General features: G+C 66.5%; 13 protein-coding genes. 4 read left to right on the top strand and 9 right to left on the bottom strand.

The window, feature by feature from the left end; genetic code table 11:
• Positions 1-156: 156 nt before the first annotated feature.
• Entirely contained in the window at positions 157-1,143 is a 987-nt protein-coding gene (locus tag QRN51_RS03270) for a bile acid:sodium symporter family protein (RefSeq protein ID WP_059388899.1), read from the top strand.
• Positions 1,144-1,146: 3 nt separating this feature from the next.
• Here the strand turns inward: QRN51_RS03270 and QRN51_RS03265 are convergent, their stop codons facing one another.
• The 4 genes from QRN51_RS03265 to QRN51_RS03250 all read right to left on the bottom strand — a co-directional run bounded on the left by QRN51_RS03265 (position 1,147) and on the right by QRN51_RS03250 (position 4,439).
• Positions 1,147-1,767 carry a LacI family DNA-binding transcriptional regulator gene (locus tag QRN51_RS03265; RefSeq protein ID WP_284988595.1) on the bottom strand — a complete coding sequence of 207 codons (621 nt, stop codon included), beginning with the start codon at positions 1,765-1,767 and terminating at the stop codon, positions 1,147-1,149.
• Positions 1,768-1,770: 3 nt separating this feature from the next.
• Positions 1,771-2,505 (bottom strand): LysR family transcriptional regulator substrate-binding protein, encoded by a 735-nt coding sequence (locus QRN51_RS03260; RefSeq protein ID WP_502870844.1) that lies wholly within the window; start codon positions 2,503-2,505, stop codon positions 1,771-1,773.
• Between the two features lie 69 nt (positions 2,506-2,574).
• Positions 2,575-3,639, bottom strand: coding sequence for a sulfate/molybdate ABC transporter ATP-binding protein (locus QRN51_RS03255; protein ID WP_284988592.1), 1,065 nt, complete (start codon positions 3,637-3,639; stop codon positions 2,575-2,577).
• The gene (locus QRN51_RS03250) at positions 3,636-4,439 is read right to left on the bottom strand and encodes an ABC transporter permease (protein WP_284988591.1); all 804 of its coding nucleotides are present in this window, start codon (positions 4,437-4,439) and stop codon (positions 3,636-3,638) included. Before QRN51_RS03250 ends, QRN51_RS03255 begins: the two co-directional genes overlap by 4 nt.
• Positions 4,440-4,572: 133 nt before the next feature.
• Here QRN51_RS03250 and QRN51_RS03245 point away from each other — a divergent pair, with 133 nt between their 5' ends.
• Together QRN51_RS03245 and QRN51_RS03240 are read left to right on the top strand one after the other, a co-directional pair.
• Entirely contained in the window at positions 4,573-5,022 is a 450-nt protein-coding gene (locus QRN51_RS03245; RefSeq protein ID WP_059388896.1) for a DUF5997 family protein, read from the top strand.
• A 150-nt stretch (positions 5,023-5,172) separates the two neighbouring features.
• Positions 5,173-5,790 (top strand): hypothetical protein, encoded by a 618-nt coding sequence (locus tag QRN51_RS03240; protein ID WP_284988590.1) that lies wholly within the window; start codon positions 5,173-5,175, stop codon positions 5,788-5,790.
• A gap of 25 nt (positions 5,791-5,815) precedes the next feature.
• On the opposite strand, the gene QRN51_RS03235 is transcribed toward QRN51_RS03240, so the two are convergent.
• From QRN51_RS03235 to QRN51_RS03215, 5 genes are all read right to left on the bottom strand, one after another.
• Positions 5,816-6,502, bottom strand: coding sequence for a GntR family transcriptional regulator (locus QRN51_RS03235; protein WP_284988589.1), 687 nt, complete (start codon positions 6,500-6,502; stop codon positions 5,816-5,818).
• A gap of 34 nt (positions 6,503-6,536) precedes the next feature.
• Positions 6,537-8,270, bottom strand: a complete 1,734-nt coding sequence (locus tag QRN51_RS03230; RefSeq protein WP_284988588.1) for an acetyl/propionyl/methylcrotonyl-CoA carboxylase subunit alpha — start codon at positions 8,268-8,270, stop codon at positions 6,537-6,539.
• Positions 8,267-9,892, bottom strand: coding sequence for a 5-oxoprolinase subunit B/C family protein (locus tag QRN51_RS03225; protein ID WP_284988587.1), 1,626 nt, complete (start codon positions 9,890-9,892; stop codon positions 8,267-8,269). The genes QRN51_RS03230 and QRN51_RS03225 overlap by 4 nt, the downstream gene beginning before the upstream one ends.
• Positions 9,889-10,647: a LamB/YcsF family protein gene (locus tag QRN51_RS03220; RefSeq protein ID WP_284988585.1), complete on the bottom strand. Its 759-nt coding sequence runs from the start codon at positions 10,645-10,647 to the stop codon at positions 9,889-9,891. Before QRN51_RS03220 ends, QRN51_RS03225 begins: the two co-directional genes overlap by 4 nt.
• Positions 10,648-10,811: 164 nt before the next feature.
• Positions 10,812-12,203 carry a flavin monoamine oxidase family protein gene (locus tag QRN51_RS03215; protein WP_284988583.1) on the bottom strand — a complete coding sequence of 464 codons (1,392 nt, stop codon included), beginning with the start codon at positions 12,201-12,203 and terminating at the stop codon, positions 10,812-10,814.
• 107 nt (positions 12,204-12,310) lie between these two features.
• Here QRN51_RS03215 and QRN51_RS03210 point away from each other — a divergent pair, with 107 nt between their 5' ends.
• Positions 12,311-13,018, top strand: coding sequence for a TetR/AcrR family transcriptional regulator (locus tag QRN51_RS03210; protein ID WP_441432818.1), 708 nt, complete (start codon positions 12,311-12,313; stop codon positions 13,016-13,018).
• Positions 13,019-13,108: the final 90 nt, after the last annotated feature.

Raw genomic sequence — 13,108 nt, 5'->3', positions numbered from 1 at the left:
CAACGCCACAAGCCCAGCCCCCTGCAACGCTTGACAACTATAGAAGGGTCAACAAATGCGAGTCAGTTGGGCTGGGAAACGACGGTCATCTGACATATTGGCCCGATCCGGGTCACGGATTGGGCGCACGTTCAACCACAGTGCCACGATAGAACGATGCTTGAGGCAACAACCAACCCCGCAGAAGCCCCCGTCCTGAATCCGGCACTGGCCGCGGAAGCCAAAATCGCCAGGATCGCGGTCACGGTCTTTCCCGTCCTCGTGGTCCTCGCCGGAGTGGCCGGTTTCCTGCTTCCCGACGCCTTCAAACCACTGGCACCAAGCGTTCCGTTCTTGCTGGGCATCATCATGTTCTGCATGGGCCTGACCCTTACCCCTCCGGACTTCGCGTCGGTGGCGAAGCGCCCTTGGGCTGTGGTTCTGGGCATCGTGGCCCACTACGTCATCATGCCGGGTGCTGGTTGGCTGATCGCGGTCGCGCTCAACCTGGAACCCCAGCTGGCAGTGGGCTTGATCCTGGTGGGCTGCGCGCCGTCGGGCACGGCCTCCAACGTGATGGCTTTCCTGGCGAAGGGTGACGTTGCGCTGTCGGTGGCCGTCGCCTCCGTTTCCACCCTCATTGCCCCGATCGTGACCCCTTTGTTGGTGTTTTTCCTCGCGGGTTCCTTCCTGAACATCGATGCCGGCTCCATGGTCCTGGACATCGTCAAGACGGTCCTCCTCCCGGTCATCGGGGGGCTGGCGGCCCGACTCTTCCTCAAGAAGCTCGTGCGCAAGGTGCTGCCGGCACTTCCCTGGGCATCCGCCGTCGTGATCTCATTGATCGTCGCCGTGGTGGTGGCGGGTAGCGCCGGCAAGATCGTTGCCGCGGGCGGCATCGTCTTCCTCGCCGTGGTTCTCCACAATGGCTTCGGCCTCGGCCTGGGCTACCTGGCGGGCAAGCTGGGCCGCCTCGATGACAAGGCGCGGCGGGCCCTCGCGTTCGAGGTGGGCATGCAGAATTCCGGTCTTGCCGCCACTCTTGCGACCGCGCACTTCACGCCCCTGGCAGCGTTGCCGTCGGCCGTATTCTCCCTGTGGCACAACGTTTCCGGTGCCATCGTCGCGGCCTGGCTGGCCCGGAAGCCGCTCAAGGAGGGCTGACAGCTACGGCGTCTTGAACTCCCAAGGCGCCGCCTTGGTGGTTCCCGCGCCGATGGTGCGTCCTGCGAGCCGGTCAAGGAGCAGTGTGATGGCTCCTTCGAGCGCTTCCGGTTCCGGAGTCCCGCCCGCGGATCCGGGGGCCAGGACATCGAACCCGGCAGGCTGCATCGTGTCCGAAATGATGACCTGGGCTACTCCGCGCCTGGCCAACTCCCCCACCGTGAGGTCAAGAAGGGTGCCGGGCGGGAGAGCCCCGATGATGGCGCCGTCGGCACCGCCGGAGAGCATGAACCGCCGCCACCCTTCGCCGATGAGGATCACGGGCAGGTATCCGTGCTGGGGCAAAATGCGTGCAGCGGCCGTTGCCAAGGCCCGGTCCCACGGCCATTCCAGGTCGCCAATCGCAATCGCCACGAGGTCGGTCTTGCCGCGGCGCATTCCGCGGGCCGCCTGATTCGGTACGTAACCCAGCTCCTTGGCCGCGGCCTGGACACGCTCCTGCGTTGATTCACTGATGCGGGTGGTGCCACCGAGGCGCCCGGACAAGACATAGGACACGGTGGTGAGGGAAACGCCGGCGCTCTTGGCGACGTCCCGGATGGTCGGCTTCGCTCCAAGTCCCATCGCCTACCGCTTTCCTTTCTTGCGGGAGCCCTTGCCCCGACCCTTGTCGGGGTTCGGCGCATAGCGCTGAGCCACTGCAGGTTTTTTGGCGCCGGTGCCGCGCCGGTCCGGCTTGGGTGCCTTCTTGGGCTTCTCTTGCTGTGCCGACGGCTGCCGCGAGCTCTGCGCGGTCCGGCCCCGGACAATACCAATGAATTCCTCGATGACCTCGCTGGTGGAGTCGCTCGGCCACGCAAGGGCGATCTGCGTCCCTTCGGCCCCGGTCAGGCGGCGCGCCACCGTGTCCTTGACGTTGAAATGCCGGGCAACGGACATCGGCAGGATCACCAGACCGGCACCCGAGGCCACTACCTGCATGGCCATCTCCGGCCCGCCCATCCCGGCGACGTCCAGGAAGTTCTCCTCCGCGAGATCCTCCAGCGCCACCTCTTCGAACACCGAGATTTCGTGGCCTTTCGGGGCCACCACCACGGGCTGCTCTTCGTAGAGCGGAATGACGTGGAGTCCATCGCGATCCACCGGCAAGCGCACAAAGCTGAGATCCGCGGAACCATCGCGCAGAACCTCCAGCTGCGCGCCGTCGTCGGACATGAACGAGTGCAGCGGGACATCGGGCATGCGCTCTTCCCAGCGCCGGATCCATTTCCCGGGTGTCACGCCGGCGACGTAGGCGAAAGTTAGCCCCTGGGGGCCGCTTGTTTCAGCGTCGGAGGCGTCGGGGACGCCGACGGCGGGCAAGGATTCTTGATCGGATGGCACCAGTTCACAGTACCGCGCGTGCCGTAGCCAGTGCAGCGCCGGCGCAAGCTACGCCGCGTACACCTGGACTGCCGTGGCCTTGACCACGAAGTAGACGCGCGAGCCGGGTTCCAGTCCCAGCTCGGCGGACGCGGAGGGCGTGATGTCCGCTGCCAGATCGCCGGCCCGGACCCTGATGTGGTCCCCGTGCGGTTCGAGATCCGTGATTGCCACCGGGAAAGAGTTGCGCGGGCTGCCGTGGGCGGCGTCCAGGAAGATGGAAACGGCCGACGGCGGGAAGGCTGCGACGCCGGGCTCGCCCGGTTCCGCTTCGTCATCGAGGTGTCCCGCCACGTGCAGGCCGGGAAGCTCGTCGGTGACGAATGTCCTGAGTCCGTCCTCCGTGACGGTGCCCGCCATGAGGTTCACCCCGGCCAGGCCCGCAGCGAATTGGCTTCGTGGACGCCGGAATACCTCACGGGTGGCGCCTTCCTCCACAATCCTGCCCTTTTCCATGACGATCACGCGGTCCGCGAGCATGAGGGCATCCAGGACGTCGTGGGTGATGATCAGGGCGCGACGTCCGGACAGGACGCGTTTGAGGAGCCGGCGCAAGTGCGGAGCGGCGTGGATGTCCAGGGCGGACATCGGCTCGTCAAGGAGCAGCAACTCGGGACTGGCCGCCAGTGCGCGGGCCACCGCAACACGCTGGGCTTGTCCCCCGGACAACTGCCCGGGCTTCCGCCCGGCAAACTCCATGACGTCGACTTCGGCAAGCCAGTGCCGCGCAGTCTCGCGTGATTCCGCCCGGGAAGCCCCTGCGCTGCGCGGGCCGAAAGCCACGTTGTCCAGGACGCTCAGGTGCGGGAAAAGCAACGGTTCCTGGGCCAACAGCGCCGTACCGCGAAGGTGCGGAGGGGTCCATACCCGGCTGCCGCCGTCGAGGTTGAAGAGAACCTGCTCACCCAGGCGGGCAGAGCCGGCGTCGGGCCGTACGAGTCCCGCGGCGACGGACAAAAGCGTCGACTTTCCGGCGCCGTTGGGTCCGAGGATCGCCACGGTTTCCGCCTGTCCGAGGCTCAATGACACGTCGAGGTTTCGGGCCCGAACGGTGGCGTCGATGTGGAAACTCACGCGGCGGCCTCCGCGGGTATGTCTGCGCGGTGGGGACGCCGGTAAGACAGTCCGACGACGATCACCGCCACGGCGACAAGCACGAGTGAAAGGGCGACGGCGGCGTCCGCGTCGGTCTCGCGCTGCAGGTAGATTTCGAGAGGCAATGTCCGAGTGACACCTTGCAGGCTCCCCGCGAAAGTCAGCGTAGCCCCAAACTCGCCCAGGCTGCGGGCAAAGGACAATACCGCCCCCGACGCAAGACCGGGGAGGACCATGGGTACGGTCACGCGGCGCAGGATGGTGGTGGGGCGGGCGCCGAGCGTCGCGGCAACGGCTTCGTATCGGTTGCCGGCCGTCCGCAAGGCACCCTCGAGGCTCACCACCAGGAACGGCAAGGCGACGAACGTCTGGGCCAGGACCACCGCCGTCGTCGAAAAGGCGATCTGGATGCCCGCGAGCTCAAGGCTCTTGCCCAAGAGACCCTGCCGCCCGAACGTGTAGAGCAGCGCGATGCCGCCCACTACCGGCGGCAACACCAGGGGCAGGAGGACGAAGGCACGGAGGAGCCGCTGCCCGCGGAAGGGCCGGCGGGCAAGGACAAGTGCCAAGGGGATTCCGAAAACGACGCAGAGCGCGGTGCTCGCTGCTGAAGTGCGGAGGCTGAGGCCCAACGCCGTGAGCGAGGAATCGGAGGTCACCAGCGGGATGAATTGCGCCCAATTGACCTTTGCGACCATGGCGGCCAGCGGCAACAGGACGAACAAGCCGCCCACTACCGCAAGGCCATACACCCACCGTGGAATCCCGCTGAAGTTCATCTGCGCCTACGGTACGCCGGGGCTTGCGTCACCAGGACTTTCCGGGCGCCCCCGGCGACTCGTATGTGCGGCATGGATTCATCCTAGAACAGCGGCTGTGCCACTTCGCTGCGGGGGCGGATACCCTTGAACCATGACCTCTGCAAACTCCCAGTCCATGAAGCCGGCCACCGTTGCCAAGAAACTTGGCATCTACCTGCCTGCAACACCCCAGGAGTTCCAAGATTCGGAAATCACCCGCGCCGATTTCGCCGAGCTCCAGGCCAACGCCCCGGAGTGGCTCGCCGAGCTCCGCCGGACGGGTCCGCACCCGCGTCCCGTGGTGGCACAGAAGCTGAATGTCTCCATCAGCGGCCTCGCCCGCGGCGGAATCACCGAGCCCCTAACGACGGCGGAAATCACCGAACTGCTGGCAGCTCCCCCGCAGTGGCTCGTCGTCGAGCGCGCCACGCACGCAGCCGTGCGCTCCGAGGCAAAGCGCATCAAGGAAGAAGCTGCCAAAAAAGAAGCCACGAAGGACGCCAAGACGAACGCCGCTGCCAAGCGGGACGCGCCCAAGGCATCCAAGCGGGACCACGCTTAAGCTCCAGCCGGACTTCCGCAGCAAGGCAGGGCACCCGGGCCAGGGTGCCCTGCCTTGCTGCTCTTAAGCCCGATTCGGGCTCTCGCCTCCGGGCCTTCCTCGGCGCATACTGATTTCAAAGAGGTGCGCATTCGCGTGGAGGTGGTCCGATTGCCCGCCACAACTGGAATCCAGCTGACGGTCTGGGAGATCGGGCTGTGGGCGGTCTTGCTCACGTGCGCGGTGGCCTTCACCGTCAACACCGTCCGGAAAGCGGTCATCCACGCAGCCCCCGACGGCGGCCGCCTCGCCTTGCAGGCGCCCCTCGGCCAACGCGATCGGGAACCCGTCAAAGAGCCGGACGCCACCTTCTGGAACATCTTCGCCGGACTCGTGGTGATTGTCCCCGCAGTCGTCATCCCCGCGTTGGGCTCGCCCGCCGTCGGGCTCTTGATGCTCTTCCTCGCCATGGGTGCCGCTGCCACCGCCTTTGCTGTCGGCCGGAAACTGGAGCAGAAGCGTCAAAATCGGAGCGGTTTCACGGAGGCGGCAGCCCGTCACGACGCTCTCTTGGCCCGCTGGCAACGGTATGAGCTGGATCCCGCCAAGGGCATCGACTTCCCCGGCATGAGCGATGTCAACGTTCCGCAAACCGCCGCGTTGGTCCGTGCGCTGCAGGAAGCCCAACGCTGCCGCCTCACCGCGGGGACGGACTATGCCCGCGCCGTCGAGCGGTTGGATGTGGCGATGGCCGAAGCCGAAGCGGCGGCTGGCGTTTCCGCACCGTAACTGGCTGGCGTCGAGTGCCCGCTGCCTACGGAATTGCCCCGATGTGCACCAGGAGTTCGTGCTCGGCACCGTCGAGGTAGCGGCGCAACTCGGCTGCGGCCTCTTCCCGCTGTCCGTTGCGGATCTGGGCAACCAAGGCGGCGTTCCGTTCCACATAATGCCCGTGGAAGTCGGGAGTGGTGGCCATTGCGTGGAAGACCAATCGCATCTCGGCCAGCACTTTCTCCATCAATGCGTCCAGGGAGGCGCTTCCGGACAGCGACACCAAGGCCTTGTGCAACTCCTGGTTGGCGTCCGCCATGCCGGCCACCGATCCCTCGGCAAGGGCGGCCCGGGCTTTGTCGACGATCACGTCCATAGCGTCGAGGGCTCCGGCCGGGACCTCGCCCCACAACACGGCCGCCGGCTCAATCAGGCGGCGCACCCGGTAGATTTCGCGGACGTCGTCCGCTCCCGGGGCGGCTACGAACACGCCGCGGTTGGGGATGCGCTGGACCACGGATTCACCGGCCAGCACCGTAAAGGCCTCCCGCAGGGTGTTCCGGGAAACGCCGAGCGCCTCGGACAGGGCTTGTTCGGAGAGCTTCGTGCCGGGCGGCAACAGGCCGTCGGAGATGCGCTGGCGAAGCTGGGCGGCAACCCAAGCCCCGGTGTGGGCGTGGGTGGCGTGGCCGGCGTCGGCGATTCCTTGGAGCGCAGCGTTCATGGGCATGCCCCAAATCTACCGAACGGCGACCGTGCCAACCTCAGCCGATGCTCGCGAGCACTTCTCCGCGCCCGACGGCGGTGCCCGGCTCGTGCGGACCGCGCGCCACGGTGCCGGATCGGTGCGCCGGGACGGTGGTTTCCATCTTCATGGCTTCCAACACTGCCACGGGCTGTCCGACTTCCACTGCCGCACCGTCCTCAACCAGCCACTTCACCAGCGAGCCGGACATCGGCGAGGCGAGCCCGGCGTCGTCGGCCGCAACAGGCGAAGGGGCAGCAACGACGGACCCGCCACCGCCGCTCATCAGCGCTTCGAACAAGCGGAGGGGGAGCCCAAGCTGCACCGCTTTGCCGTCCAGCTCCACCGTGAACGTGCTGCGTTCGGAGCCGGGGACCACGCGGGCGATCTCGGGAGAGGCGGCCAGATCCTCGGCGAACTCGGTCTCGATCCACGTGGTGTAAACGCCGAGCTTGTCCTCCGAGGTGAAGGCCTCGTGGCGGACCACGGCCCGATGGAAGGGAAGCACGGTGGGCAAACCCTTGATCTGCATCTCGTCCAGGGCAACCCGGGCGCGGCGCAGGGCCTGCTGCCGGTCCTCGCCTCGGACAATCAGCTTGGCCAGGAGGGAGTCATATTCCCCGGGAACCACTGATCCGGAGCGAACTCCCGAGTCCACGCGGATGCCCGGACCGGTGGGCGCTTCGAAGACTTCCACGGTACCGGGGCCGGGAAGGAAGCCGCGTGCCGGATCTTCGGCGTTGAGACGGAACTCGAAGGCGTGTCCTGTGGGCTCAGGGTCCTCGGTCAGGGAGAGGATGCCGCCTGCGGCGATCCGAAACTGTTCGCGGACCAGGTCCACCCCGGAGGTTTCTTCGGTGACGGGATGCTCTACCTGCAGGCGCGTGTTGACCTCGAGGAAGGAGATGGTGCCATCCACGGCCACGAGGTATTCCACGGTTCCGGCGCCGTAGTATCCCGCCTCACGGCAAATGGCTTTCGCCGATTCGTGGATGAGCGTGCGCTGTTCAGGGCTTAGGAAGGGTGCGGGCGCCTCTTCCACGAGCTTCTGGTTGCGACGCTGCAGGGAGCAATCACGGGTTCCGAGGACCACCACGTTGCCGTGCATATCGGCCAGGATCTGCGCCTCAACGTGCCGCGGTTGGTCCAGGAAGCGTTCCACGAAGCATTCGTCACGTCCGAAGGCCGCCTTGGATTCACGCACGGCGGATTCGAAGGAGTCCTCGATGTCCTCCAGGCGCCGCGCAATCTTGAGCCCGCGGCCTCCCCCGCCAAAAGCAGCTTTGATCGCCACCGGCATGCCGTGTTCCAAGGCGAAGGCAAGTACTTCAGCGGCGTTGGCCACAGGACCGTCGCTGCCCGGCACAAGCGGAGCCCCTGCGCGGACGGCGATCTCGCGGGCCGTCACTTTATAGCCCAACTCCCGGATCGACTGCGGCGCGGGGCCGATCCACGTGAGGCCGGCGTCAATGACGGCCTGAGCGAAGTCGGCGTTCTCGGACAGGAACCCATATCCGGGATGCACGGCGTCGGCACCGGCACGGCGGGCGACGTCGATCAGCTTGGCGATGTCCAAGTACGTCTCGGCGCCGGTGGAACCGCGCAGCGCGTAGGCCTCGTCGGCGAACCGCACGTGGAGGGCATCGGCGTCGGGGTCCGAGTACACGGCAACAGACTGCAAGCCCTCGTCTGAGCAGGCGCGGGCAATCCGCACGGCGATCTCGCCGCGGTTGGCGATCAGGACCTTTTTCATGGCTGGGTTCCTTCGGAGACAGCGCCGGCAACGGCAGGTTCAAGTGGTTCAAGGGTTGCGGGGTCCACGATCGTGAACCGCACGGTATGGCCGGGCGGCAATTGCGCCGCCGTCGGCAGGTCTTCGGGTACGACGACGGCAATCACCGGATACCCGCCGGTCACCGGGTGGTCGGCCAGGAAGAGGACCGGGTGTCCGCTGGGGGGAACTTGGAGGGCGCCGGCAACCGTACCTTCACTCGGGAGCTCGCCGGCGCCGCGGTCGGGGTTCCGTTCGAGCGGACGGTTGCTTCCCGGCCTGAGCCGGACACCGATCCTGTTGGACTGTTCGGTGGTGAGCCAGTCCTCCTGCGTGAGCGCCTCCAGGGCCCGGGAATCAAACCAGTCGTCCCGCGGGCCCAAGGTGATCCGCAGCTCCGAAGAGACCGCTCCTAGCCGGAGCGTGGATTCCTCGGAGGCGCCGACCATCTGGAAAAGCGGCGCTCTTCCCACGGGGAGGCTGGTCCCGGCCGACAGTGGCGCGGGACCGATTCCGGACATCGAGTCGCTTGAGCGGCTGCCGAGCACCGGATCAACATCAATCCCGCCGCGGACGGCAAGGTAGCTGCGGGCCCCGAGGGTCGGATCGCCCAGGCTGAGGGATTCGCCGTCCAGGAGAGCGAAGGGCGCGCACATCGCGGCGCGGCGGCCCGGCGCCCCGGAGGCATCGAAGATTTCCATGGGGACCACCGCCCCGGCAACCGCGAGTACCTGGTCGCCGGCGGCCCGGACCGTGAGTCCGCCTAGCACCGTTTCCACAACCGCGGTACCGGGTTCGTTGCCCACCAGGCGATTGGCCTGACGCATCGATTGCTGGTCCACGGCGCCCGCCGCTGAGACTCCCAAGTCCCCCAGTCCAGGGCGGCCGAGGTCCTGGACCAGCGATTGCAGTCCGGGTGAGTCCACCACGAGGGCGGGTCCGGTGAATTCGCGGGCGGCATGTGGTGCCGGAGTCAACGCGATGGCCTCGCGGACAGCGACATACCGGACCCTATCTCCTGGGCGGACAAGCGCCGGCGACTCCCGCTCGAGATCCCAGAGGACCGCCGTCGTACGTCCGATCAGCTGCCAGCCGCCCGGGGATTGCCGCGGGTAGACGGCGGAGAACGTTCCGCCGAGCGCCACGGAACCGGCGGGAACGGAGGTACGGGGCGAGCTGCGGCGGGGAACGTCGAGGCTGCGGTTCTCGCCGAGTAAGTACGTGAAGCCCGGGGCGAAGCCGCCGAAAGCCGCGGTCCAGAGCTGGCCCGTGTGCGCGGCCACCACGCCGTCCCGGCCCAGACCGGTGAGCATGCCCACCTCGGTGAGGTCCTCGCCGTCGTACACCACTTCGATAGTGACGTCGCGGGAACCGTCGCGCGGCACCCCGCCTCGATCAACATGCCCGACGGCGGCGCGCGCCGCGAGTGCCTCGGCATGCGTGCCGAACTTAATCAGTACGGTGGCTGCCGCGGCGACCGCATCGAGCTGGCCGGGCAGGGGCTCGGCAAGCAGCCGGGAATGAAACGCCAGCACGGAAGGGAGATCGGAAAGCTCCACCAGGAGGGCACGCGAGCCGGACCAGCGTATTCCCGTGAGGCTCACGCGAAGCTCCGCACGGTCACGCCGGCGGCTTCGAGCCCCGCGCGGACGGCGGCTGCCATGGCCACGGCGCCGGGAGTGTCTCCGTGGACGCAGATGCTTTCTGCATGGACGTCCAGGATGGAACCGTCGCGGGCCACGATTTTGCCCTCCGTTGCCAGGCGGACCATGTTTTCCGTGATGGCGGCGTGATCGTGGAGCACGGCACCTTCTTCGCGGCGCGATACGAGGGTGCCGTCCGCGTTATAGGCGCGGTCGGCGAACGCCTCGGCTACTCCCCGGAGCCCCCTCGCTTCCGCCTTGGCGAGAGCGACGGAGCCCGGCAGGAGAAGGAGCGGGAGTCCGGGACTGAAGGCATGGACGGCGTCGGCCACTGCCCGGGCGTGGACCTCGTGGTGGACGATCGTGTTGTAGAGGGCACCGTGCGGCTTGACGTACTTGATCTCGGAACCGGCAGCACGGGCCAGGGCTTGGAGTGCGCCGAGTTGGTAGAGAACGTCGTCGGCGAGTTCCGATGCGGAGCAGTCGAGGAACCGGCGGCCGAAACCCGCGAGGTCCCGATAGCCCACGTGGGCGCCAATGGTCACTCCGGCGGCTGCGGCGTCCCGGCAGGTGCGGGCGATGGTGCTGGGATCTCCGGCGTGGAATCCGCAGGCCACGTTGGCACTCGACACGTAGCGGAAGACTGCGGCGTCGTCCCCCATGGTCCAGTTGCCGAACGATTCTCCGACGTCGCTGTTGAGGTCAATAAAAGGCATTGTGATCCCCGTCTCAGGTTGAATACCTCACCATCATGCCTGAAATGCCAAGATTGTTCAACAATCTTGGTTGCGGGGCCAACTGCCCGGGTTCCACACGTGAGGTCTCGACCCTTTCAGCGAGCGAAAGGGACGAGACCTCACTTTTGGATTAGTACCTGTTCCTAGGCCACCGGTACCGCAGCGACGCGGCTGTTGGCGGCGACGATCCTGGCAGCCGTTGCCTGGCCCATCCGGACCGCTCCGTCCACGTGCTGGTAGCCTTCCGCGGCCAGATCGGAGGAGGACCAGAAGATGGGTCCAACGTTGGCGTGCTGGTCCTTGCCGTAGCGGTGCAAACCACCCAGGTCGTAGCTGGCCGCGTAGGCTCCGCGGGTCCATTCCTCGGAACCCCAGTCGGATTCGTAGTAGACCTCGGCATCCAGGGCCTTGTCGCCCAGGAAGCTCGCGATGGACTCAAGGACCTTCTTCTTGCGGTCCCCGGCGCTGAGCTCGAAGACGGCGTCCGCTTTTTCGTCCGAGATGAAGCCCACCAGGGTTCCGCGGGTGTCTCCGTGGTTGGTGTTGTCGTAGACCTCCTGGACCAGGGCGTCGGCGCCGAAGCCCGTGCCGGACAGGCCGTCTTCGCGCCAGAACGGCGTGCTGTAGACAGCGTGGACCTTGATGACCAGGCCCAGGGACTGGTGCTGGTGCATCTGGTGTTGGCGGCGCGGCAGCGGCGGGTTGTAGGAAACGCGGGAGTACAGGTTCGGCGGGACTGCCATGATCACGAATCGCGCATTGACGGTTGCGCGCTCGGACTCAACAGTGACGCGGTGGCCTTCACCCGCCGGCTCCCAATTGATGGTGCGGACCGGGCTGTTAAGTACGACGTCGTCGCCCAGTTCCGCGGCGATCAGCAGGGAGACCTGCTGCATGCCGCCGATAACCCGCTTGTCCAGGATGAAGTCTTCGTCCGTCAGGTTGGAGAACGAACCTGCGGAAGCCGCCATCAGGACCGCTTGCAGCGCGGAGAAGGCATGGGCCGGCTTGGTGAGCATGCCTCCGGCGATGAAGAGGCCGATATTATTGCAGGCTTCCTCGTCCGTGGAGTTCTGGCGCAGCCAGTGGTGGAAGGAAATGGTGTCCAGTTCGCGGGCTTTGGGGTGGGCCCAGGGTTCCTCAGGGCCGATCTCGGCGGCGAGGCCATCCAGGATGGCGGTGAGCTTGTCCATCTCGGCTGCGGTGGTTTCGCTCACCGGGAAGGAAGCCCCGGTGTAACGGGTGCGGCTGCCGTCCGGCGCCAGGTAGACAGACTCGCCGTCGCGGTAGCGCGCGTACATCTTCAAGCCCAGTTCGTCCAGGAGCCCCATCAGGGCGGTCTGGTCAGGGGACACCCATTGTCCGCCGATTTCCAGCATGGCCCCGTCAATGGTGTCGGTCCACGTACGGCCACCGACGCGGTCGCGCGCTTCGAGCACGGCAACGCTGAGTCCGGCCTTCTTCAATTCGCGGGCGGCCGTCAACCCCGACGGACCGGCACCGACAATGACGACGTCGCGATCAAGATTCAACATGATGTCCTTTCTGTGGCCGTCCCCGTTGGCTGACCAATAAATGAATGACGTTCATTTATCTCAACTGTAGCTGCCTTGGCCCCGGCTGTGAAGACCCAAATGGAATAATGCTGAGGACACAGCCTCCAGAAAGGTCAGCGATGCCTGAACCCACCCCCGCTCCCGGCGAGACCAAAGCGCGCCGCAGGGCAGGCCGGCCGATGGCGGCGGTCCTGGACCAGGACGGCATCACTGCGGCGGCGCTGGAACTGATCAGCAAGAAGGGTTACGACGGCCTCACCATGGCGGCCCTCGCCCGCTCCCTGGGTGTCGCGCCGTCGGCCCTTTACAACCACGTGTCCTCCAAGGACGAAGTGCTCAAGCTCGTGGAAGAGGACCTGATGTCCAAGGTCGACTTCGGCGGTTTCAGCACGCTTCCCTGGGAGGAAGCCGTCCGGCAATGGGCATATTCCTACCGCGGTATCTTCGCGAGGCACACCCCGCTGATCTCGGTGATCGCGGTCCTGCCCGTGACGGACGCCCCGCAGACGCTCGCCATGTACGAAGCTGTGACGGAGGGATTCCTCCGCGCGGGTTTCCCGGAGAAGCAGATCATCCCGAGCATCGTGGCCCTCGAGGCCTATATCTTCGGCGCCGCTTTCGACGCTAACGCGCCGGCGGACATTTTCGATTCCGGCCGCTTGGCCGACTCCACGCCGCACTTCACCTCAGCTGTCCGCAGCCTGGGACCCGAGCGGAACAACTACCCGTCCGACCTCGCGTTCAGCATGGGCCTGGATGCGCTGATCACCGGGCTTGGGGCGCTCCGGGCGTAGCCCAACTGATCCCCACCGCCACCCTCGCCTCGCAAGTCCCCGCCGGCCCCCCAAAACGACAACGACTGCGAGCTAGTTGGGAGTTGCGAG

Origin of the sequence: Arthrobacter sp. efr-133-TYG-120, assembly GCF_030209785.1 — a bacterium.
Taxonomy (GTDB): Bacteria; Actinomycetota; Actinomycetes; order Actinomycetales; family Micrococcaceae; genus Arthrobacter.
This window is presented reverse-complemented; position numbering and strand designations above follow the sequence as displayed.

Excerpts from the sequence above, each read along its gene's own strand:
- QRN51_RS03270 (WP_059388899.1), top strand. The coding sequence starts at position 157 with ATGCTTGAGGCAACAACCAACCCCGCAGAAGCCCCCGTCCTGAATCCG.
- QRN51_RS03265 (WP_284988595.1), bottom strand. The coding sequence starts at position 1,767 with ATGGGACTTGGAGCGAAGCCGACCATCCGGGACGTCGCCAAGAGCGCC.
- QRN51_RS03250 (WP_284988591.1), bottom strand. The coding sequence starts at position 4,439 with ATGAACTTCAGCGGGATTCCACGGTGGGTGTATGGCCTTGCGGTAGTG.
- QRN51_RS03245 (WP_059388896.1), top strand. The coding sequence starts at position 4,573 with ATGACCTCTGCAAACTCCCAGTCCATGAAGCCGGCCACCGTTGCCAAG.
- QRN51_RS03235 (WP_284988589.1), bottom strand. The coding sequence starts at position 6,502 with ATGCCCATGAACGCTGCGCTCCAAGGAATCGCCGACGCCGGCCACGCC.
- QRN51_RS03230 (WP_284988588.1), bottom strand. The coding sequence starts at position 8,270 with ATGAAAAAGGTCCTGATCGCCAACCGCGGCGAGATCGCCGTGCGGATT.
- QRN51_RS03220 (WP_284988585.1), bottom strand. The coding sequence starts at position 10,647 with ATGCCTTTTATTGACCTCAACAGCGACGTCGGAGAATCGTTCGGCAAC.
- QRN51_RS03215 (WP_284988583.1), bottom strand. The coding sequence starts at position 12,203 with ATGTTGAATCTTGATCGCGACGTCGTCATTGTCGGTGCCGGTCCGTCG.
- QRN51_RS03210 (WP_441432818.1), top strand. The coding sequence starts at position 12,311 with ATGCTGAGGACACAGCCTCCAGAAAGGTCAGCGATGCCTGAACCCACC.